The sequence below is a fragment of the Rhodococcus sp. WWJCD1 genome, from assembly GCF_002258735.1.
GTDB lineage: Bacteria > Actinomycetota > Actinomycetes > Mycobacteriales > Mycobacteriaceae > Rhodococcoides.
Genome location: NZ_NOXY01000003.1, coordinates 75,966 through 97,582 on the forward strand (window position 1 = coordinate 75,966; position 21,617 = coordinate 97,582).

Below are 21,617 nucleotides of genomic sequence, written 5' to 3' on the forward strand. Positions count from 1 at the left end.
GACACTCACGAACGCACACACGACGAAGCCCCCAACCCGATAGAGGTTGGGGGCTTCGTCGTAGTTCTACCGAACGTCAGTGAGCGTGACCGTGCCCGGCAGCAGGCTCGGAGGCCTCCTCCGGCTTCTCCACGATCGAGCTCTCGGTCGTCAGGATCATCCGAGCAACCGATGCAGCATTGACCACAGCGGAACGAGTCACCTTCACCGGATCGACAACGCCGTCTGCCAGCAGGTCACCGTACGTCAGGGTCGCGGCATTGAATCCGTGTCCCTTCGGCAGCTCGGCAACCTTGCTGACCACGACGGAACCGTCGATGCCGGCGTTGGTGGCGATCCAGAACAGCGGCGCGTTGAGCGCAGTACGCACCACGGCGACTCCGGTCGCTTCGTCGCCGGTCAGGCCCAGATCATCGGCCAGCGACAACGCTGCCTGCGTCAGAGCGGAGCCACCGCCGGGAACGATGCCCTCTTCGACGGCCGCCTTGGCTGCTGCCACTGCGTCGTCGACGCGGAACTTGCGTTCCTTGAGCTCGGTCTCGGTGGCTGCGCCGACCTTGATGACGGCGATGCCGCCCGAGAGCTTCGCCAGACGCTCTTCGAGCTTCTCGCGATCCCACTCGGACTCGGTGTTCTCGATTTCACGACGCAACTGGCCGACGCGAGCATCGATGTCTTCCTGGGAACCCGCACCGTCGACGATGGTCGTGTCGTCCTTGGTGACCACAACACGACGAGCGCGCCCGAGGAGCTCGAGGCCGGCCTCCTTCAGGCTCAGACCGACATCGGCAGTGATGACCTGTCCCGCAGTCACGACGGCGAGATCGTCCAGGAATGCCTTGCGACGATCACCGAAGAACGGTGCCTTCACGGCAACGGCCTTGATGGTCTTGCGGATCGAGTTCACGACGAGCGTCGAGAGAACTTCGCCCTCGGTGTCCTCGGCGAGGATGAGCAACGGCTTGCCGCTCTCGGCCACCTTCTCCAGCAGGGGAAGGAAGTCCGGAAGCGAGGTGATCTTCTCGCGGTAGAGCAAGACGTACGCGTCCTCGAGTACGGCTTCCTGCGTGTCGACGTCGGTGACGAAGTACGGCGAGAGGTAGCCCTTGTCGAACTGAACGCCCTCGGTGACCGAGAGTTCCGTGAGCAGAGTCGAAGACTCTTCGACGGTGACCACGCCGTCGGCACCGACGCGGGTGAGCGCCTCGCCGACGAGCTCGCCGATCTCGGGGTCACGCGAGGACACGGTGGCAACCTGAGCGATGGCCTGCTTGCCCTCGACCGGAGTAGCGGCGGCGAGCAGCGCCTCGGCAACCTTGTCGGCAGCCTTGGAGATCCCGACGCCGAGTGCGATCGGGTTCGCACCGGCGGCGATGTTCTTCAGTCCGCCGCGCACGAGAGCCTGCGCGAGAACCGTCGCAGTGGTGGTTCCGTCGCCTGCGACGTCGTTGGTCTTGGTGGCGACACTCTTGACCAGCTGAGCACCCAAGTTCTCGAACGGATCTTCCAGATCGATCTCACGAGCGATCGACACACCGTCGTTGGTGACGGTCGGTCCGCCGAATGCCTTGGACAGCACGACGTGGCGTCCTCGGGGTCCGAGAGTGACCTTGACTGCGTCGGCAAGCTTGTCGACGCCGCGCTCGAGTGACCGGCGCGCTTCCTCGTTGAATTGGATTTGCTTTGCCATGTTTCGGTGTTACTCCTTCGAGTAAAGAAACTCGATCGAACGCACACCGCCCCGGCACCGACACGAGATCGGCTTCCGGGGCGGGATGCGTTGTGGCCTACTTGGCGATGACTGCCAGCACGTCGCGTGCCGACAGAATCAGGTACTCCTCGCCGGCGTACTTGATCTCGGTGCCGCCGTACTTGCTGTAGATGACGGTGTCACCTTCTTTGACGTCGACCGGGATGCGGTTGCCCTTTTCGGTGACACGGCCTTCGCCAACGGCGACGACGGTGCCTTCCTGAGGCTTCTCCTTGGCTGTGTCGGGGATGACCAGACCGGAGGCGGTCGTCGTCTCGGCCTCGTTGGCCTGGACGAGGATCTTGTCCTCGAGCGGCTTGATTTTCACGCTCGCCACGTTGAGCCCTCCAAAGTTATGGGGTACGCGTCCGGGGTCGGATCCCCGGACAGCTGTGTGTAAGTACTTCTCGTGCGGTCCTGACAAACGGCTCGAACTCGTTCCCGTCGTCGCGGGTGCCGGGACTTCGCTCGATGCCAACTAGCACTCTATACACGAGAGTGCCAGCACTCAAGGGCTGGGTTCGCCAGATTCGAGTCGGCCCGGGCCCGGACGGTCGTCCGCTACGGACGACGCACAGTTTCACGGACCCCATCAGTCGCAAATCGCAGCAAATCAGGCCCCGAAACGCCGATGCCGCTACCGATTTCCGTGTTTTTCCGGCTGCGCCCTCGTCCATTGAAAAGCCTGGTGAACCACCCCGAAAAGCGTCCCGATAACCGACCGCACGGAATATAACGCTCGCATAAACACCGGAAGTAACGTTACGATAACGGGGCTGTCCGAACGATAACGATCGACAGCTGCGTCGCGACATGAGGCACAAGGCAGTCGAAGCGGACAGGCAAACAGGGGCGGGAGGTGCACCATGCGGGTAGGAGTGGGAGTGTCCACCGGATCCGAGGTCGTGTGCGCAGCCCTCGTCACTGTCGACTTCGACGGCAGTCGCACGGTCGAGTATCGGACGGTATCGGCCGATCGCCAGGCGAACACCGATATGGGTGAGCTCGTCACCTCTGCGATCGAGCTCATGGCATCGATGGTTCCCGGACATCGATCACCCGACGCCATCGCCGTCACCTACCGCACCGAAGAGCACGCCGCGGCAATTCGCGCAGCGTTGGCGCACACCACCCGCGACGTTCGGCTCGTGCCCGAATCCGCGGCGGCAGTTGCGCACCTGGCGACCACCGGCCTGATCGACGGCTACGACACGATCGCTCTGGTCGATCTCGGCGCGTCGGGCCTGTCGGTCACCGTCACCGACCGAACGGCTGGAACGGTATCGGCGCACGGCCGGTCGGACGTCGTCAGCGGCAACGCACTCGACGCTCTCGTCAAGAATCTCGTCCAGGACATGACCCGTGACAACCTCCGCGACGACATTCGCGACGACCGCGGAATCGGATCGGCACGGTACCGATCGATCAAGGAACAGCTCTCCTGCGAGGACGAAGTACGGATCGAGCGCTACAGCGGGGTACCGCTGACCGTCGGCCGCAGTGAATTCGAGACCGCTGCATCGCCGCTCCTGCGCGAAGCAGCCCTGTTCGTCCGCAGAGTGTTCGACGAGAGCACCCACGAACCCGAGGCCATCGTGCTCATCGGCGGCGGTGCCCACATCCCACTGCTGGCCTCGTCCATCACCGACATGTTCCATGCCCGCGTCATTCGCCTCCCCGAGCCCGACGCCGTGCTCGCCGTGGGAGCGGCCGCGGTCGCCGCATCGGTGACCGACACCGACTACCCACTGGTCTCGGCTGCACGCCGAACCGCAGGCCGGATGAGTCGCTACTCGGGAGCGATAGCTGCCGCCGTCGTCGCGGGCGGATTGGTGCTCGCCTACGGCCTACAGACGATGACCCCGGCAGACGACCCGAGTGTGTCCCCTGCCGGCAGCGCGACGAACCCCGTGGCCGGCTCCGGCGACTCGGGACGACCCGTGGCCGAGGGTTACTCGCCCGGTGATACGTCGACCTCCGCCCGCAGCTCGGGAGATCCCGTCGGTCCCGCAGCGACCACGGTGGAGTCGACGGATTCGTCGTCCGGACTCACCACGTCCACGGCACCGACCACCACGCCGACGCTGCGACCTGCTCCCGACCTCCCGCGCATCGAATGGCCGGTCGGTCCGCCGCCGGAGTCGTCGTCACCCGGAGCAGGCACCGGTGTCACCGTCGTGCCGCCGACACCGGTCACCCCCGAGCCCACGACGCCCGCACCGACCACCACTGCACCTGTCGAGCCCACCGACCCCGATGCGGGCGAGACCCCCGGTACGACAACGCCGTCCGGCCCCACCGAGCTCAGCCCCGGACCGACACCGCAACCCTCCGCCGAGGCGGTGCCACAGAGCAGTGTGGAACCCAGCCGTGTGGAATCCAGTGGTGTGGAACCGACCGAATCGATCGCGGTTCCGACGACGGTCGTCCGCGGCTCCGATCCCACTCCCGAACTGACGCCTCCGCCAACCGTCTGGTCGCCACCGCCTGCGGTGTCCGGCCTGAGCGTCGAACCCCGCACATCACAGGACACGGCTGCGCCGCGAACCTCCGAGCCTGTTCCGGACGTTCAGCCGGGAACCTGACTGGTCGCAACCGACAGACCGGGATCGGTCACTGCGGTGAGCGCAGACGGCGCAGCGCCGCCGGCGACGAGATGTGCACCCAGGGCTGCAATCATGACACCGTTGTCCGTGCACAGCCGCGGCTTCGGTATTCGCAGCGTCAAACCCTGCTCGGCACAACGACTTTCGATCAACGACCGAATACGCGAATTGGCCGTGGCACCCCCGCCGAGAACGATCGTGTCGACGTCGACGTCGGTTGCCGCACGAACCGCCTTCATGGTCAACACGTCGGCGACGGACTCCTGAAACGATGCGGCGATGTCGGCCACCGGAACAAGATCGCCGGCGCGTTGCCTGGCCTCGACGAATCGAGCGACCGCAGTCTTGACGCCGGAGAACGAGAAGTCGTACCGGGCATCACGGGGGCCGGTCATTCCCCGGGGAAACGCGATCGCGGACGGATCACCTTCGCGCGCAGCAGCATCGAGAGCAGGCCCGCCCGGGTAGCCCAATCCGAGTAGTCGCGCGACCTTGTCGAAGGCCTCTCCAGCGGCGTCGTCGACCGTCGTTCCGAGCTCGGCGATCGGCCGAGACAGATCGTCGACGTGCAGCAGATGAGTGTGCCCACCGGAGACCAACAGCGCAACACACGATGGCATCGGACCGTGTTCGAGCGTGTCGACCGCGACGTGTCCACCGAGATGGTTCACCGCATAGAAGGGCACGCCCCACGCTGCGGCGTATGCCTTGGCAGCAGCGACCCCGACCAGCAGCGCCCCGGCCAATCCCGGCCCGATCGTCACCGCGACGGCGTCGGGACGATCGATGTCAGCCGCTGCCAGAGCTCGTCGCATGGTCGGCACGATGGCTTCGAGGTGTGCCCGAGACGCCACCTCGGGCACCACTCCGCCATAACGGGCGTGCTCGTCCACGCTCGATGCAACCTCGTCCGCCAGCAGCTCGCACTGCCCGGCGTTCCACCGGACGACCCCGACTCCCGTTTCGTCGCAAGAACTTTCGATACCCATGACGATCATCGGGCTGATCCTTCGGTTCGTTCCGGCCGACGCATGGTGAAGGCGTCGGCTCCGCTCGGCTGGTAGTACCTGGCCCTGGTACCCACGATCTCGAACCCCTCGCGTCGGTACAACTCGATAGCAGGCTCGTTGTCGGTGCGGACCTCGAGAAAGACCGGTCCACCGTGCTCGTCGGCCGCTCGAAGCAACTCGCCGAGCAGTCGTCCGCCGATCCCTCTGCGATGATGGGCAGGATCGACGCCGATGGTGTGCACCTCGGACTCGCCGACCACGAACGCACCGCGGCTCGGTTGCCCCAGAAGGGCGATGCCTGCATAGCCGACCACCTCGCGGCCTTCGCGCGCCGTGACGTAATGATTGTGCGGCGCTGCAAGTTCCGCGACGAATGCATCCTCGGACCACGGGTCGTCGCCCTCGAAGAGGACGGTCTCGAGGTATGCGCACCGAGGAGCGTCCTGCACCGTCATGGGCTCGATCGTTACCGTCATTGCCGGGCCTTCGCCGCGGCGCGCTCGTCGAGCGTCTTGGCATCGGGCCGGCGCAGATACAGCGGAACGAGCGGACCCGGGACGACGCCACTCGCGATATCGACCGCCGCGACCTGAATCAGACCGGCCGGTGACGGTGCCTGCACGTCGCGAATCGGAAGGTCGAACAGCGCGGCATGCGGAGCGGAGCCCGCGACCGCATCCACTCCGAGACGGTCGAGTTCAGCGGGTGAAAGAACGTCGGGTCCCGCTGTGCGTACCCCCGCTTCGTACCGGGCCCAATAGATTTCGCGACGCCGCGCATCGGTCACCACCAGCAAGGACCCTGGTTCGGCAACCTCGGCCGCAATGGCGTCGAGGCTGCAGACGCCGTACACCGGCAGCCCGAGCGCGTCACCGAACGCCGCGGCTGTCGCCATTCCCACCCGCAACCCGGTGTAGGGGCCGGGCCCGACGCCGACGACGACGGCATCGAGATCGGCCGCGGTGATGTGGGCCTCCGTGAGGCACTCGAGAATGTTGGGCGTCAGGACCTCCGCGTGCGACCGCGCGTCCACCCGAACCCGCGTGGCGAGGGTTTCGACCGGAACACCGGCGGCCTCCGTCAGGCGCACCACACCTGCGGTGACGGCGGGGGTCGAGGTGTCGACGGCAAGTACAAGCACGAGGGTTCAGGTTACGCGTCGACGGAGATTCGGCCGCGCACCCGGTACCCGATCAACGAACTTCAGCCGGAGCCGGCGGGGTGGTCACGCGCCTCACCGTCACGCGTCGAACATCCGACTCCGGATCGCGCGTCAACCGAACCGAGATGTGTCCGTCCGTCAGTTTTTCGACCAGACCCTCCCCCCACTCGACCACGACCACCGCATCGGTGAGGTCGGTGTCCAGGTCCAGAGCATCGAGTTCGTCGAGTGCCGATTGTCCGGTCATCCCGAGCCGGTAGGCATCGACGTGCACGAGCGCAACCGGCGGTAAACCATGCGGCCGCGGCCCGGGCCGATGCTCACGGGCAATGACGAAGGTCGGTGACGTCACCCGCCCCTGCACGCCGAGACCGGCGGCAATACCTTTGGTCATCGCGGTCTTCCCTGCACCCAACGGACCGTCGAGAATCACCAGATCACCCGCAACCAGAACGTTCGCCAACCGTGCGCCGAACTCGGCAGTGTCTGCAGCAGTGGCCAACTCGGCATCCACCGGCAGTGTCAACAGCACATCAGACAACGCCCCACCGCCGCTTCTTGCCTGCGGCTTCCGACGCTCGCGCCACGAGGCGCAGAATCGCGCCGTTGACCTGTTCGGGAAATTCGAGCTGAACCAGATGGCCGCCCTGTCGGACGCGCACCGTCTCCGAACGTGGCAGGGCCTGCGCCAGCGCCTCGGAACTGGCGAACGGGATGATCCAGTCCTCGTCGCCACACACCACCGATACCGGAATGTTCTCGAATTCCACGAGAGCCTCGGACTCGTCGTGCAACTCGAGTGTTTCGAGGAAATTGACGATCGTGACAACCGAGGTGTCGTCGATCATCGATTGAGAGAATGCCACCAAACGCGGGGAAACCCTGGTTCCGTAGGACGCCGCACGCAATATCGGTGAGATGAGTGCGCGCACGGCACCACGGCCGAACTGCACGAAGCCGGGCGAGGTGCGGACCGCGAGGCGAAACGCGTCGACCGCGGGGTTCTGCAGACTACGACCGACCCCGGATTGCGCGAGACCGGCAGCGGTCGTCGAGATCAGCACCGCGCCTATGACTCGCTGGCGCAGCACATCCGACCGTTGCCGTGCCATGGACAGAATCGACATACCGCCCATCGAGTGACCGACCAGGACGATGCGTCCTTTGGGCACGACCGAGCGAATCACCGCGTCCAGATCGAGGCCCAGCTGGCCGATCGTGCAGCTCTCCGGGCTCGGCACGCCCGAGCGACCGTGGCCGCGCTGGTCGTAGAAGACCATGCGGACCGTCGAACCCCATTGCTGTTCGAGTGCACGACGTTGGAAATGCCAGGACGACGTGCGCAGACAGTAGCCGTGCACGAAGATCACGGTCAGCTCGGCATCGGTCGGGCCGACTTCGCGCACCGCCAGTGGCACACCGTCGTCCGCGGTGACGATACTGCCGCGGTCCGCGTCCATGAGATCGAGATTTTCGGTGGCCAGCGGGTCCTTGTTCGATCGGAACGCCGTCTCGCGCACCACAATTGCAATACTCTCCAGCAATCCGAGCATGATCTATTCCGTCGCCTCCCCTGAGCGCGCGCCGACGAACTGTCGTCGAACACGTCCACGAATGCCGGTGACGACCTCGTAGCTGATTGTGTCGAGCGCATCTGCCCAATCCTGGGCGTGCGACTCTCCCCTGTCCCCTGGCCCGAAGAGTAACGCCTCGTCGCCTACCGCGACACCCGAGCCGTCGCCGCCGAGGTCGACGACGAATTGGTCCATGCACACTCGTCCCACCGAAGGGAAACGCCGACCTGCGATCGTCACGTCGAACCGCCCACTGAGACTGCGGACGACGCCGTCGGCATATCCGAGAGCGATGAGCGCGACCACGGTGTCGGTCTGAGCGGTCCAGGTGTATCCGTACGACACCGATTCACCTTTGCTCACCTTCTTGATGTTCGCCACCTGCGCCGACAGGGTCATCACCGGCCGCAAACCGAACTTTCCCAACTGCGGCACGGGCGACAAACCGTAGAGAGCAATACCCGGACGGACCATGTCGAAACAGAGATCGGGCCTGGTCAACGTGGCCGCCGAGTTGGACAGATGTACGACGGCAGGAGGCGTTCCGCGCCGGGTGGCGCGACTCACTGCGTCGCGAAGCCGCTGAGCTTGGGCGTCGTTGGCCGGGTGCTCCGGTTCGTCGGAGCACGCCAGGTGCGAGAACATGCCGACCAAGTGCACGGCCCCCTCCGCGACGGCAGCCGCCGTCGCGTCGAGGACGACATCGAGATCTGCTTCCGCGACCCCGTTGCGATTGAGCCCGGTATCGATCTTGAGCGAGAGGTCTGCGGCGCGACCGACTCTGCGCGCTGCTGCCACCACGGCGTCGAGCTGGGCTGCCGTGGACACCCCGATCCCCACCTGTGCGGTGATCGCGGCATCGTAATCGGAATCCGTTCGATGCAGCCATGCCAGCACAGGTACGCGGATTCCCGCTGCCCGGAGTTCGAGAGCCTCGCCGATCGTGGTGACGCCGATCTCCTGCACACCTGCTGCCACCGCGGCGTGTGCGACCTCGATGGCACCGTGGTTGTACCCGTCGGCCTTGAGCACCGCCATCACGGCAGCGTCGCCGGCGAACTGTTGCAAGACGCGCACGTTGTGGGCCACTGCGTCGAGGTCGACGGACGCCACCGCGCCCGAACCTGTCCTCTCGTCACCGCAGCCGATACTCACAACATTCGATAGTGCCATCCGAGCCGGTAATACGACGGATCAGGGTGGCACAACTCGTGACACACCCGGTGCCCCGAGTGGGACCTGGAACTATCTCGATCCGTCTGTGAGCGAGCGCACGGTGCGGATGGCGTCCGAGATGGATGCGCACAGCGGGCTCGCCGACACCGGTGCCGCGAACTCCCCGCCTGATCCATGTGCCGCGCGGGCTGCGGCCAGCGCGTGAACCTTTGCCCCGCAGGCGGCCGCGGTGGAGGGCGACATTCCCGACGCGAGCAAGGCCCCGAGGATGCCGGAGAGAACGTCGCCGGATCCGGCGGTCGATGCGGCCGATCCCCCGGCGTCGCTGACGAAGGTAGTGCCGTCGGCATCGGCGATGATCGTTGCGCGTCCCTTGAGCAGCACGGTCACACCCCAACGTGCGGCAAGATCGCGCACCGCTCCCACGCGGTCGGGGCCCGGGTCCGACCCCGTCAGGCGTGCGAATTCTCCGGCGTGCGGGGTCAGCAGGGTCGGTGCGGTGCGCCCGGTCACCCACTGTGCGTTGCCTGCGAGGATCGTCAGCGCATCCGCATCGACGACGACCGGCAGATCCGATTCCAGCACCCGGCGCACTGTCTCCGCCGAGGGCTCGTCGGTGCCGAAGCCTGGACCGACCACCCACGCCTGAACTCTGCCGGCCGCGTCGAGATCCGGGGCGGCGACCACCTCCGGATGATGCGAAACGACCTCTGCACCCGCGCTTCCCACGTAGCGGACCATTCCGGAGGTGGCCGCGACGGCCGCACCGACACAGAGCAGGGCGGCACCCGGGAATGTCGCGCTGCCGGCCAGGATTCCCACCACGCCCTGCGAATATTTGTCGTCCGAGGCGGTAGGGATCGGCCAGACATTCCCGACGTCGGCCGGCTCGAACGACGCCATCACCGGAGCCGGAAGCGTCAGCCCGATATCGACCAGTTCGACTCGGCCACAACGAGGTACGGCGAGAACATGGACGGGCTTGCGCGCGCCGAAAGTCACCGTCACATCGGCCGTCACCGCCGGACCCGGCGCAGCACCGGTCTCGGCGTCCACACCACTGGGTACGTCCACCGACACGATCGGTGCGGTGATCTGCGCAACGACCGCAGCCGCGTCGGGCCGCAAAGGACCTCTACCGGAAATCCCCACGATGGCGTCGATCACGACGTCGGCCGGTCCGCACTGCGTCACCACCCGTCCGCCCGACGAGCGCAGGGCCTCCAGCCCTTCGGCATGCGCACGTGCCGGATCGAGAAGCAGCGCGGACACCGAGACGCCCCGTCGACGCAGATAGGCCCCGGCCCACAGACCGTCGCCACCGTTGTCACCCGTGCCCACCAGAATCGTCACGCGCCGACCCGTGACGCCGCCCGTGCGCGCCGCGAGCTCGGCTGCCACCACAGTGGCCAAGCCATAGGCGGCACGACGCATGAGAACGCCGTTCGGCAAGGAATTCAGCAGCGGCGCTTCCGCATTCCGTATCTGCTCGGGTGTGTAGTAGGCGCGCATGCCGAGGTCCTCTCGTTACCCGCTGGCGTGAACCTCGAGCCTACGTGCGCCCGATCAGGCACCGTGACGTAGGCGGTTAGCCTCGAAAGATGACATCTCGCGGCGGTGGAACGGCAGCGTTCACGCTCACGGTTCTGCTCCCGATCGTTGTCGGGGCGACCGGCTGCACCGAAGACCCGTCGACGCTGACGGTGGACGAATCGATCGCCGACGTCACCGTGCAGGTGGCCGGAATGGCCTACTCTCCTACGTCTGTCACGATCGACGTCGGCCAGAGTGTGGCGTGGCATTTCGCCGATCGCGGCGTCGGACACAACGTGGTCGGTCTCGGAACGGCCTCGACCCTCCTGCACAGCCCCATGCTCGGATACGGCGACTACGTGCAGACTTTCGACGAGCCCGGCACCTACCGCTACTACTGCACCCTCCATCCGCAGATGAAGGGTGCAGTGGTCGTCAGATGATCGGGCTCTACTCGACGGTGACGGACTTGGCCAGATTGCGCGGCTTGTCCACGTCGTAGCCCCGCGCCTGGGCGACCTCGGCAGCGAACACCTGCAGTGGGATGGTCGACAGCAACGGCTGCAACAGCGTAGAAGCGGCCGGTATCTCGATCAAGTTGTCGGCGAACGGCCGCACTGCCTCGTCGCCTTCCTCGGCGATGACGACGGTCCGCGCACCACGCGCCTGGATTTCCCGAATGTTGCTCAACATCTTCGAGTGCAGCACCGCGCGGCCCTTGGGCGAGGGCATCACGATGATCACCGGGACACCGTCTTCGATCAGAGCGATCGGTCCGTGCTTGAGCTCGCCCGCCGCAAAGCCTTCCGCGTGCATGTACGCGAGCTCCTTGAGCTTGAGCGCGCCTTCGAGCGCAACCGGGTACCCGACGTGTCGACCGAGGAAGAGAATGGTCGTCGCGGTCGACAGCTCTCGGGCGAGCGCCCGGACCGGCTCGACCGTCTCTAGAACTCGCTGCACCAACTCGGGCATGGCTTCGAGTTCGGCGAATTCGCGGGCGACCTCGTCGGGGTACTTGGTGCCGCGCGCCTGTGCCAGAGCGAGGCCGACCAGGTAGTTCGCGGTCACCTGAGCGAGGAATGCCTTGGTCGACGCGACGCCGATCTCCGGGCCTGCCCGGGTGTAGAGGACGGCGTCGGCCTCACGAGGAATCTGTGACCCATTGGTGTTGCAGACGGCGAGGACACGCGCCTTCTGATCCTTGGCGTGCCGCACGGCTTCGAGGGTGTCTGCGGTCTCGCCCGACTGCGAGATGGCCACGACCAGAGTCGATCGGTCCAGGACCGGGTCGCGGTAGCGGAATTCGCTGGCCAGTTCCACCTCGACCGGCAGCCTGGTCCAGTGCTCGATCGCGTACTTGGCGAGCAGACCCGAGTGGTATGCGCTGCCGCAGGCCACGACGAACACCTTGTCGACGTCGCGCAGCTCCTGATCGGACAACCGCTGTTCGTCGAGCACGATCCGACCGTTGTCGAAGTGGCCGAGCAACGTGTCCGCCACGGCGGCAGGCTGCTCCTGGATCTCCTTGAGCATGAAGTAGTCGTGACCGCCCTTCTCGGCGGCCGCCAGATCCCAGTCGATTCGGAACGGGCGCCCCTGCGCCTCGTTGCCCTCGAAATCACTGATGTCGTATCCGTCTGCAGTGATGACGACAACCTGATCCTGGCCGAGCTCGACGGCGTCGCGCGTGTGCTCGATGAACGCCGCGACATCGGACCCGAGGAACATCTCGCCGTCGCCCACGCCCAACACCAGCGGCGTGGACCGGCGTGCCGCAACGATCGTGTCGGCGTGATCGGAATGAGTGAACACCAGGGTGAACGCACCCTCGAGTCGACGCAGGACAGCTTTCGCGCTGGCCACGAAGTTGCCCGCGGTCGGACCGTCTGCGTAGGCCCGCGAAACGAGGTGCACTGCGACCTCGGTGTCGGTATCGGACAAGAACTCGACCCCGGCAGCCTCCAACTCGGCCCGAAGCGGACCGAAGTTCTCGATGATGCCGTTGTGCACCACCGCGACGGTGCCAGACGCATCCCGGTGGGGGTGGGCGTTGCGGTCGGTGGGACGGCCGTGCGTCGCCCACCGGGTGTGTCCCATACCGGTGGTACCGACGAACGTATCGGTACCGATGTCGTCCAATTCGGCTTCGAGATTCGCCAGCCGACCCGCTTTGCGTTCGACTGCCGTCGCTCCCGCTCCGTCGAGAATTGCGATACCCGCAGAGTCGTAGCCCCGATATTCCATACGCCGAAGCGCTTCGACCACCACACCCAGAGCTGGGCGGTGGCCGACATAACCCACGATTCCGCACATGGTGGTTCAGGGTACTCGGCACGGCACGCACGACCCATTCGCTCGGGTCGACGTGTCCCCGTCCCCCTCACCGGCCCGCGTTCGGTAGCGTCATCTCTCGTGGCGAAACCGAAGAAGCTGGCATCTGCTCTCTCCAAGCGTGGCCCGCACAAGGTGCTGCGAGGCAACCTTGCCCTCGCCGGACAACCCGGCGTCGTCTACACCCCGGCCGAGGGCTTCGGCCTGCCCGGCGTGGCCTTCGCACACGGCTGGATGCTCCGACCCAGCCACTACACCGACACACTGAAGCACTTGGCGTCCTGGGGCATCGTCGTGGCGGCACCCGACACCGAGCGTGGCCTCGTGCCCTCGCACCGCGGACTCGCCGCCGACCTGGGCACTGTGCTCGACATCATGACCGGTGTGCGACTGGGTCCAGGCAACATCAGCGTGCATCCGGAGAAACTCGCCACAGCCGGCCACGCGATGGGCGCCGGGACCGCTGTTCTCGCAGCCTCCCGGCGATCGGACATCAAGGCAGTCGCTGCACTCTTCCCGGCACCGACGGCACCGTCGTCCGAGGACGCCGCCGCAGGCCTCGAAGTGCCCGGACTGGTCGTCGGCGACAGCTCGAACGCCGATTCGCTCAACGACAATTCATTGGCTCTCGCCCAGGCCTGGTACGGACCATCCGTCCTCCGCCGAATCGACGGCTCGACGGCAGACGGATTCGTCGAAGGCCGGCGAATGCTCCGCTCACTGGGAATCAACAGCTCCGACCGCAAGACCCAGCAGCGCACCCGGTCCGTGCTGACCGCATTTCTGCTGTTCCACCTCACGGGCGACTCCGACTACGAGGAGCTGGCCGGATCGGCGGGTGAGATCGACGGAACCAGAGCGGTCGATCCGCACGCGCCACTCGACGCCCAGCCCAAGCCGAAGGCGTCCGCGTCGATCAAGGCTCTGCTCGGCCGAGGTTGATTCTGCTCGACGTCGCCCGATGTCAGACCAGCCAGGATCGCGGCCGGTCTTCGGGTTCGGTCTCGACATGGGGTACGGACTTTCGCCGGTCCAGGTGAGCCGGCTGCAGCACCGAGCCACGAGTCGGCTCCGTTTCCGGATCCACGGGGGAAACGGTGTGCGAGTCGTGTCGGCCTGAGACTGCGGTGGGGGTCTGAGCCCGCCTGAGCGCCTCGGCCGCGCGCGCCATCGCGTCACGGTGCTCGTCGCGTATTCGATGCAGCTCACGCCGCCACCCGCCGGCGGCGCTCACAGTGTTCCCGCTTCACTCAAGCCGGCACCGGTGCTCGAATCGTGTGATTCGGCCGGAGGACGCGGGAGATCTGCCGACACCGGATGCTGCGCGGCTGACGGATCATTCCCGGCCTCGTCTGCATCCTGCTGGACGGTCTCGTCCGTGGGCGATTCCGGAAGGCACTGCGCCTGCGCATCCGTCGACATGGGATCGGACCCCTGGCTCGGCACCGAATCGGCGGGTGCCGGCTCGACAGGACCGGACTCGGTCGGTGTCGTGTCGGCAGGACCGGACTCGGTCGGTGTCGTGTCGGCAGGACCGGAGTCGGTCGTCGGCACAGGTTCGGAGGTCGGCACAGGTTCCGACGGCGGCGTGGCTGCCGGTATCGATGGCTGGTTCGCATCCACGTTGTCCGCAGCACCGGGTATCTCGACGATCTCGGGCAGGCCGAACGGGCCGATTCTCAACTCGAACGAGCGAACCCCCAGTCCCGGGGTTTCGAGTCGGAGCGTCACAGCACCGTCCTCTGAGAGTGCGATGCGAGCGCGATGCCCATCGAGCTCGGCCTCGAGATGGCCGCGCTCGTCGGTGGACGCGGGCGAGCGCGAGTCGATCGGCAACGACTGCTCCGGCAGAGACGATGGCACCGACTCCGTTCGCGGGCCGGCAGGATCGTCCTGCACCGCTGATCCGCCGTCCGGTTCTGCAGTGGACGGACCCGTGACGTCGCTGGATCTACGGTCATCGGAACTGCGGTCATCAGCACTACCGTCATCTGCGCTGCGGTCATCTGGGATCGCAGTGCTCAACGCTTCGTCGACGCGATCCACGATCTCGGCGACCACCCGATCCACGAGTCCGTCCAAGGATTCGCCGGCTCGAGCAGCGGACCCTTCTTCGGATGTTCGTGGACCGGACGAGTCGGTACCTCCCGCTACCACGGATGGACCGGTGTTCGGAGCCGCGACTGCCGGTGCTGCGACCGCCGGACCCGCGATCGACTGTGCCGCACTGGCTGCCGGTGTCGTAGGAGCAGATGCAGTCGCCGGGGGCGTTGCCGACGAGTCGTCGGCTGCCTGCCACGGTTCGGCAGACGTTGCGCCGGGTGCAATTGCCCAACTCCGCTCGTCGAGATCGCCGAACGGCGGGTCGTGCACGTCGCCCAGAACATCGACCAGCAACGCCAGACTGTCTCGAACGGCGGTGTCCGTCGATGTGCATGCGTCGAGCACAGCATCACAGGTGGTCTTCATCCTCGGGACGAACTCCTCGTGGATCCACTCCCTACTGCGTTCACCCACCTCGGCCGCGAACTCGTCCGATACGTCCGCACTTCGAGCTCGCTCGGCCAGTTCCTCGAATGCCGCCGCCAACCGAGGAAACACCGACTCTCGATCGAACGGAACGCATTCGATTCCCGAAGCAAGCAGGATCGCGTCGATCTCGTCGACAGTTCGACCGTCCACCGCATCGATGTCGAGTCCTCCGAACAGTTCGGCCTTGTCGGTGACTGCGTCGCGAAGAACTTCGACGGCGGCGGACATCGTCTGGTGTGAGTCCTCGATCGATTTCAGGAACTCGGTCGCTGTCTGCTGTTCGGCCGAGAGATAGATCTGCACGGCGTCGCCTGCCTCGCCGTGCCATCGCATCTGGAGAACCCGGCGCAATCGAACGTGTTCCTCGAGCTGATCGCCGAGTGCCGCAGACATAGCTTCGACCGCGTCGGCATCGTTGCCGAGCGCGCCGAGATTCAAGCCACGTTGTTCGTCGTACCGCGCACATATTTGCTCGTACTTCGGAAACTCTTCGCTGCTCGATACCCGGGCGACGAGTGGCAGGAAGCGCTCGAAGTGCAGCAGCCCTATCGCATTCGCATCGAGAATCTCGTCTATCGACGAGTGCTGCTCCGGAGAGACGGGAGGTGACGTCATCGAGGCGACTCGATCGCGTCTGCCGTCGTCTCGTCCTGGCCTTCGTAGTCGTTCATGGCAGTGACGATGGCGTTGGCGACGTCCTCGACCGAGGATCTCCACGAGTCGACGGCCTGGCCGAGGCCGTGGTGAGCTTGGGTGTACGCAGCGCCGAGGTCGCCGTAGTTCTGTCCGGCACCAGCCGCCCCGAAGCCCGCGTCGGCCACCGAATCCGCCGCACTGCCGAGTGCGTCTGCCGATACCGCCAAGGCTTCTGCAACTCCGCGAACGCGGACCACGTCCACCCAGAATCCCTCACTCATACGTCCCCGTCTCGCCCTCGATGTGCCCCTTTCTCACTATGACGTGCGCCGACGCACATCGGTTCCCCAGCGAGCGGTAACGTCCCGATGTGAAATGTCAGTAACAGGTACCTGAAGTAGCTGCCCGAGCTGCTCACCGAACGAGGAGTCCCATGCACATCGGAACGATGCTGAACTACAGCGGTGGTTTCAACGAGACGGTTGCCGAGGTCGCCGAGCTCGAGAAGGCAGGTCTCGACATCATCTTCGTGCCCGAGGCCTACTCGTTCGACGCCGTCAGTCAACTCGGATTCCTCGCCGCCAAGACGAGCACGATCAAGATCGCGTCCGGCATCTTCCAGATCTACACCAGGACACCGTCACTGACCGCCATGACCGCCGCCGGTCTCGACTACGTATCGGAGGGCCGCTTCGTACTCGGACTCGGCGCATCCGGGCCGCAGGTCGTCGAAGGCTTCCACGGCGTCAAGTACGACGCACCGATCGCACGAACCCGCGAGGTCATCGAGATCTGCCGCCAGGTCTGGCGGCGCGAGAAGGTCCAGTATCAGGGCAAGCACTACCAGATTCCACTGCCTGCCGACCAGGGCACCGGCCTGGGCAAACCCCTCAAGCTCATCAATCACCCTGTCCGCGATCGCATTCCAGTCGTCATTGCCGCTCTGGGACCCAAGAACGTCGAGCTCACCGCCGAGATCGCCGAGGGTTGGCAACCCATCTTCTACTTCCCCGAGAAGGCAGCCGACGTCTGGGGAGATTCGCTCGCTGCGGGCAAGGCCAAGCGTGACCCGTCGCTCGGCGAACTACAGGTGTTCGCAAGTCCCACCCTGGCCATCGGCGAGGACGCAGAAAAGTACCTGCCCTGGGTCAAGCCACATCTCGCGCTCTACATCGGCGGCATGGGTGCCAAGGGCAAGAACTTCTACAACTCCCTGGCCCAGCGCTACGGATACGAGGCCGAGGCCGAGAAGATCCAGGATCTGTATCTCGCCGGCAAGAAGGAAGAAGCGGCCGCTGCGGTCCCCGACGAGCTTGCTCGCGCAGTGAACCTCATCGGACCGGAAAGCTACGTCAAGGAGCGGGTCGCTGCCTTCGCCGAAGCAGGTGTCACCACTCTCAACGTCGCGCCGCTGGCCGAGAACACCGCCGGACGCGTCGCGCAGTTGACAGCGCTGCGCGAACTCACCGCCTGAGACGTCAGACCGACGCGACCCGGCCCGCCAGCTCTTCGGCGAGCCGGGTCGCGACGTCGAGCTCGGATGCCTCGACCATCACTCGCACCAGCTGCTCGGTACCGCTGGGGCGCAACAGAACTCGGCCCGATTCGCCGAGTTCGCGCTCGGCTACGGCCACCGCGTCCGATACCGACGGTGCCGACGCCACGGCCGCTTTGTCCGTCACTCGCACGTTGATGAGCACCTGCGGCAGGGTACGCATCACCGACGCCAGGTCTGCGAGACTGCTGCCGGTCTGCGCCATCCGTTCCATCAGTCGCAGCGCAGTCGCGATGCCGTCGCCCGTCGTGCCGACGGCGGGAAGCACCACGTGACCGCTCTGCTCGCCGCCCAGCGCGAATCCGCCACGGCGCAGTTCCTCGAGCACGTAGCGATCTCCGACTGCCGTGGTGCGCAACGAGATTCCGGCTTCACGCATCGCAATGTGCAGACCGAGATTACTCATGACCGTGGCAACCAACGTGTTGTCGGTCAACTGATTCGCGTCACGCATGGCAATGGCCAGAACGGCCATGATCGCGTCACCGTCCACCACGGAGCCCGATGCGTCCACGGCCAGGCAGCGGTCGGCATCTCCGTCGTGGGCGATACCGAGGTCGGCACCGTGCTCCACGACGGCCTTCTGCAACCCCTCGAGGTGCGTCGATCCGCACCCGTCGTTGATGTTGATACCGTCGGGTTCCGCGTTGATCGCCACCACCGTTGCGCCGGCCCGTCGGTAGATCTCGGGCCCGACGACCGAGGCGGCACCGTGCGAGCAGTCGACAACGACACGGACACCGTCGAGTCGATGCGAGACCGACGCAGCGAGGTGCTCGATGTACCGGGTGGCCGGGTCCTGGGCGACATCGATTCGACCGATCGCAGCACCGGTCGCGTCGAACAAAGGTCCGTTGTTCTCGGAGCGCGCGTCGGGATCGAGGGCGGCTTCGATGCGGTCTTCCACGTCGTCGTCGAGCTTGTGTCCGCCCGCAGCAAAGATCTTGATTCCGTTGTCGGGCATCGCATTGTGGGATGCCGAGATCATCACACCGAGCGCCGCGCCGTATTCGGCGGTCAGGTAGGCAAGCGCCGGTGTGGGAAGCACTCCGACGTCGATCACGTCGACACCCAAGGCGGTCAGTCCGGCCGACACGGCGGCACCCAGCATCGCTCCACTGACGCGCGGGTCACGACCCACGAGTGCCACGCGTCTGCCGCCGTCGACGTTCGGTGCCAATACGGAGGCCGCTGCTCTCGCGATCTGCAACGCCAGCTCTGCGGTCAGAAGCCCGCCTGCCAGTCCGCGAACCCCGTCGGTACCGAACAATCGCGCCATGAACCAAGAACTCCTTCGAGCGGAGAGTGTGTCGTGAGAAATGCCTCGAGGGCAGGCATCCGATACTGATGGAGCCTGCCCTCGAGGATGGAACGGGTAAGACGCGTCAGCGCTTGGAGTACTGCGACGCCTTACGGGCCTTCTTCAGGCCGTACTTCTTGCGCTCCACTGCACGGGCGTCACGGGTGAGGAAGCCGGCTGCCTTGAGCGGCGGGCGATCATCGGGGGTGAGCTCGATCAGCGCACGCGAGATGGCCAGACGCAGTGCGCCTGCCTGTCCCGACGGGCCGCCGCCGTGCAGCAGGGCAACGATGTCGAAGGACTCCGCGCGATCGACGAGCACGAGAGGAGCCTTGATCAGCTGCTGGTGCACCTTGTTGGGGAAGTAATCCTCCAGGGTGCGGCCGTTGAGTTTGAATCCACCGGTGCCGGACGACATCCGCACACGAGCGACGGCTTCCTTACGGCGACCGACGGTCTGGATCGGACGATCGAACACGATCGGGGCCGGGGCGGCAGCAGCGGCCTCGATGTCCGCGGTCACCTCCGGCTCTTCGACGGCCACGAACTCGTCGGCGGCGATCTCTTCGATGTTCTCCTGCGACGTCACGTCATTTCCCTCCGGCGCCGTCACTGGGACACCTGCTTGATCTCGAACGGAACGGGCTGCTGGGCGGCATGCGGGTGGTTGGGGCCCGCGTAGACCTTCAGCTTGCTCGCGATGGCATTACCGAGCTTGTTCTTGGGGATCATGCCGACAACGGCCTTCTCCACGAGACGATCGGGGTTGTTCTCGAGCACCTGGCGGGTGGAGCGCGACTTCAGACCGCCCGGGTGGCCGGAGTGGTGGTGGTGGAACTTGCCGTCGAGCTTGTTGCCGCTGATGGCAACCTTCTCGGCGTTGATGATGACGACGAAGTCGCCACCGTCGACGTTGGGTGCGTAGGTGGGCTTGTGCTTACCGCGGAGCAGAGTCGCGGCCTGAACGGCGAGGCGTCCGAGCACGACGTCCGTGGCGTCGATCACATGCCACGTCCGGGTGGTGTCCCCGGCCTTCGGGGCGTAAGTAGACACAGAAAATTCCTGTCTTCATGATGTCGCTGCTGGCCAAGACGAGTGGATGCCCTCGGCGGCCAGTTGAGACCCGAGGACAAGAGCTCGATGCGCACAAGAACACGCGGCGAGCCCATACACGCCAACGGGAGACGATACCGGCAGTGGTCCCCCAGGTCAAAAACGTCTCAGCGCAGGCGCACGCACTGCACGCACCGGCGGGCGGCCGGAAGTGCCTCGAGCCTGATCGCCGGGATCTCGGTCCCACACCTTTCGCAGATACCGTACGTCCCGGCGGCGAGCCGCGAATCCGCCGCGTCGATCTCTCGCATCTCAGCCTCGGTGTCGTCTATCAGTGCCGCGATCTTCGCTCGCTCGAACGCGATCGTCGACCCTTCCGGATCGTGTTCGTCATCGTCGGTGGTCCACCGCGATCCTTCGATCACCGACGCCAGTTCGTCTCGCAAGGACTCGAGTCGATGCTCGGCACGAGACCGCTCGGCCCCGAGTGCTGCTCCGAAATCCGTCACCACACCAGTAGACCCCCGAGGTGGGCTCGGATGCCGAGAAACGGCATCTGCCCCGACCGAATTTTCTCGGTCGGGGCAGATTTTGCAGTATGTCTCGCCCGCAAGCCGAGAAAATCAGCGAGCCATTCGCGCCTTGTTGGCCATCTCGACGCCGTGCATGGTCTCGCCACCGGTGCGGGCAGCCGCGACGAGACTCGACAGAATGAGATTGAGCTCGTCGGATGCGGAATTCCACTGGCGCTGAAGCTCGTAGTAGGACGTCATCGCGTCGCCCTCCCACGATTCGTAGAGCCGCTTCGCAGTACTGTCCACGTCCCCGAGGAGGTCCTTGGTCACGTTCGCCTGCTTGTTCATCGCCTCGGTCAACGCCGCGATCTGCGCGAAGTCGTATTTCATGTCGAATCAGTCTCCTTGGTCGAGCTCGGTCGTGTGGTTTGTCTCGTGGTCACCGGATACGAGGGGTTACTTGAAGGAGGACAGGCCCGAGTTCAGGGACCCGGCCACCTGGTTGACGGCCGACACGTTGTCGTCGTCGGCGTCGGAGTAGCCGTGGCCGTTGGTCTTGATGTCCGCTGAGATCTGTTCCAGCGCGCTGCGCATCTTCTGTGCGCTGGTGTCCCACTGCGCCATGACGTCCTGAAAAGACTTGCCTGCCTTGCCGACCCAGGCCTCGGCGGTCTGTTCGACGATGGAGCGGACTGCTGAATTGGAAGCGTTGATCGAGACGCTCAGCCCCTCGATCGTGGCTCCGGCAGCGACGAGCTCCTGCGGTGTGACTGTGACGCCGTTCGACGAACCCGTAGATTCCGGTCCCCCTGGATATCCCACTTCGACTCCTAGTACTCGTTACTCGAATCACGTGCACCCGCGGCACACGTGCTGTTCGACCG

General features: G+C 65.5%; 22 protein-coding genes. 4 read left to right on the top strand and 18 right to left on the bottom strand.

The genetic code is table 11. From position 1 onward, the window contains the following. Positions 1–76: 76 nt before the first annotated feature. Together groL and groES are read right to left on the bottom strand one after the other, a co-directional pair. Positions 77–1,690 (bottom strand): chaperonin GroEL, encoded by a 1,614-nt coding sequence (gene groL / locus CH286_RS00690; protein ID WP_032404691.1) that lies wholly within the window; start codon positions 1,688–1,690, stop codon positions 77–79. A 97-nt stretch (positions 1,691–1,787) separates the two neighbouring features. After that, on the bottom strand, positions 1,788–2,087 hold the full coding sequence (groES, locus tag CH286_RS00695; RefSeq protein WP_008718149.1) for a co-chaperone GroES: 300 nt from the start codon (positions 2,085–2,087) through the stop codon (positions 1,788–1,790). 529 nt (positions 2,088–2,616) lie between these two features. Between groES and CH286_RS00700 the strand changes: the two genes are divergently transcribed. Beyond that, complete coding sequence (locus tag CH286_RS00700) at positions 2,617–4,335, top strand: Hsp70 family protein (RefSeq protein ID WP_052077836.1); 1,719 nt, start codon at positions 2,617–2,619, stop codon at positions 4,333–4,335. Here the strand turns inward: CH286_RS00700 and tsaD are convergent. The 7 genes from tsaD to CH286_RS00735 all read right to left on the bottom strand — a co-directional run bounded on the left by tsaD (position 4,320) and on the right by CH286_RS00735 (position 10,790). Further along, entirely contained in the window at positions 4,320–5,354 is a 1,035-nt protein-coding gene (tsaD, locus tag CH286_RS00705; protein ID WP_094608061.1) for a tRNA (adenosine(37)-N6)-threonylcarbamoyltransferase complex transferase subunit TsaD, read from the bottom strand. The genes CH286_RS00700 and tsaD overlap by 16 nt on opposite strands. Next, positions 5,351–5,842: a ribosomal protein S18-alanine N-acetyltransferase gene (rimI, locus tag CH286_RS00710; RefSeq protein WP_032404689.1), complete on the bottom strand. Its 492-nt coding sequence runs from the start codon at positions 5,840–5,842 to the stop codon at positions 5,351–5,353. Before rimI ends, tsaD begins: the two co-directional genes overlap by 4 nt. Then, positions 5,839–6,507: a tRNA (adenosine(37)-N6)-threonylcarbamoyltransferase complex dimerization subunit type 1 TsaB gene (gene tsaB / locus CH286_RS00715; RefSeq protein WP_032404688.1), complete on the bottom strand. Its 669-nt coding sequence runs from the start codon at positions 6,505–6,507 to the stop codon at positions 5,839–5,841. The genes rimI and tsaB overlap by 4 nt, the downstream gene beginning before the upstream one ends. A 52-nt stretch (positions 6,508–6,559) precedes the next feature. Beyond that, positions 6,560–7,069: a tRNA (adenosine(37)-N6)-threonylcarbamoyltransferase complex ATPase subunit type 1 TsaE gene (tsaE, locus tag CH286_RS00720; protein WP_032404687.1), complete on the bottom strand. Its 510-nt coding sequence runs from the start codon at positions 7,067–7,069 to the stop codon at positions 6,560–6,562. Continuing rightward, positions 7,062–8,081, bottom strand: a complete 1,020-nt coding sequence (locus CH286_RS00725) for an alpha/beta fold hydrolase (RefSeq protein ID WP_032404686.1) — start codon at positions 8,079–8,081, stop codon at positions 7,062–7,064. Before CH286_RS00725 ends, tsaE begins: the two co-directional genes overlap by 8 nt. A gap of 3 nt (positions 8,082–8,084) precedes the next feature. Beyond that, complete coding sequence (gene alr, locus CH286_RS00730; RefSeq protein ID WP_094608062.1) at positions 8,085–9,275, bottom strand: alanine racemase; 1,191 nt, start codon at positions 9,273–9,275, stop codon at positions 8,085–8,087. A 72-nt stretch (positions 9,276–9,347) separates the two neighbouring features. Further along, on the bottom strand, positions 9,348–10,790 hold the full coding sequence (locus tag CH286_RS00735; protein ID WP_032404685.1) for a bifunctional ADP-dependent NAD(P)H-hydrate dehydratase/NAD(P)H-hydrate epimerase: 1,443 nt from the start codon (positions 10,788–10,790) through the stop codon (positions 9,348–9,350). 89 nt (positions 10,791–10,879) lie between these two features. On the opposite strand from CH286_RS00735, the gene CH286_RS00740 reads away from it, so the two are divergent. Further along, entirely contained in the window at positions 10,880–11,254 is a 375-nt protein-coding gene (locus CH286_RS00740) for a plastocyanin/azurin family copper-binding protein (protein WP_052057961.1), read from the top strand. Positions 11,255–11,261: 7 nt separating this feature from the next. On the opposite strand, the gene glmS is transcribed toward CH286_RS00740, so the two are convergent. Next, positions 11,262–13,124, bottom strand: a complete 1,863-nt coding sequence (gene glmS, locus CH286_RS00745) for a glutamine--fructose-6-phosphate transaminase (isomerizing) (protein WP_032404684.1) — start codon at positions 13,122–13,124, stop codon at positions 11,262–11,264. A gap of 99 nt (positions 13,125–13,223) precedes the next feature. On the opposite strand from glmS, the gene CH286_RS00750 reads away from it, so the two are divergent. Next, the gene (locus tag CH286_RS00750; protein ID WP_094608063.1) at positions 13,224–14,084 is read left to right on the top strand and encodes a dienelactone hydrolase family protein; all 861 of its coding nucleotides are present in this window, start codon (positions 13,224–13,226) and stop codon (positions 14,082–14,084) included. Between the two features lie 288 nt (positions 14,085–14,372). Here CH286_RS00750 and CH286_RS00760 read toward each other — a convergent pair whose 3' ends face one another. Together CH286_RS00760 and CH286_RS00765 are read right to left on the bottom strand one after the other, a co-directional pair. Continuing rightward, positions 14,373–16,289 carry a hypothetical protein gene (locus tag CH286_RS00760; protein WP_094608065.1) on the bottom strand — a complete coding sequence of 639 codons (1,917 nt, stop codon included), beginning with the start codon at positions 16,287–16,289 and terminating at the stop codon, positions 14,373–14,375. Further along, positions 16,286–16,591, bottom strand: coding sequence for a type VII secretion target (locus CH286_RS00765; protein WP_094608066.1), 306 nt, complete (start codon positions 16,589–16,591; stop codon positions 16,286–16,288). Before CH286_RS00765 ends, CH286_RS00760 begins: the two co-directional genes overlap by 4 nt. Before the next feature lie 152 nt (positions 16,592–16,743). Here CH286_RS00765 and CH286_RS00770 point away from each other — a divergent pair, with 152 nt between their 5' ends. Beyond that, positions 16,744–17,784: an LLM class F420-dependent oxidoreductase gene (locus tag CH286_RS00770; protein ID WP_032404679.1), complete on the top strand. Its 1,041-nt coding sequence runs from the start codon at positions 16,744–16,746 to the stop codon at positions 17,782–17,784. A 4-nt stretch (positions 17,785–17,788) separates the two neighbouring features. Here the strand turns inward: CH286_RS00770 and glmM are convergent, their stop codons facing one another. The 6 genes from glmM to CH286_RS00800 form a co-directional block, all read right to left on the bottom strand. Beyond that, a complete protein-coding gene (gene glmM, locus CH286_RS00775) occupies positions 17,789–19,144 on the bottom strand; it encodes a phosphoglucosamine mutase (protein ID WP_094608067.1) in 1,356 nt (451 codons plus the stop codon). Between the two features lie 106 nt (positions 19,145–19,250). Continuing rightward, entirely contained in the window at positions 19,251–19,778 is a 528-nt protein-coding gene (gene rpsI / locus CH286_RS00780) for a 30S ribosomal protein S9 (RefSeq protein ID WP_032376665.1), read from the bottom strand. Continuing rightward, the gene (gene rplM, locus CH286_RS00785) at positions 19,775–20,218 is read right to left on the bottom strand and encodes a 50S ribosomal protein L13 (protein ID WP_027496344.1); all 444 of its coding nucleotides are present in this window, start codon (positions 20,216–20,218) and stop codon (positions 19,775–19,777) included. Before rplM ends, rpsI begins: the two co-directional genes overlap by 4 nt. 167 nt (positions 20,219–20,385) lie before the next feature. Then, positions 20,386–20,727: a TraR/DksA C4-type zinc finger protein gene (locus CH286_RS00790; RefSeq protein ID WP_094608113.1), complete on the bottom strand. Its 342-nt coding sequence runs from the start codon at positions 20,725–20,727 to the stop codon at positions 20,386–20,388. 114 nt (positions 20,728–20,841) lie between these two features. Continuing rightward, a complete protein-coding gene (locus CH286_RS00795; protein ID WP_032376663.1) occupies positions 20,842–21,123 on the bottom strand; it encodes a WXG100 family type VII secretion target in 282 nt (93 codons plus the stop codon). 66 nt (positions 21,124–21,189) lie between these two features. Further along, positions 21,190–21,555, bottom strand: a complete 366-nt coding sequence (locus CH286_RS00800; protein ID WP_032376662.1) for a WXG100 family type VII secretion target — start codon at positions 21,553–21,555, stop codon at positions 21,190–21,192. Between the last annotated feature and the right edge of the window lie 62 nt (positions 21,556–21,617).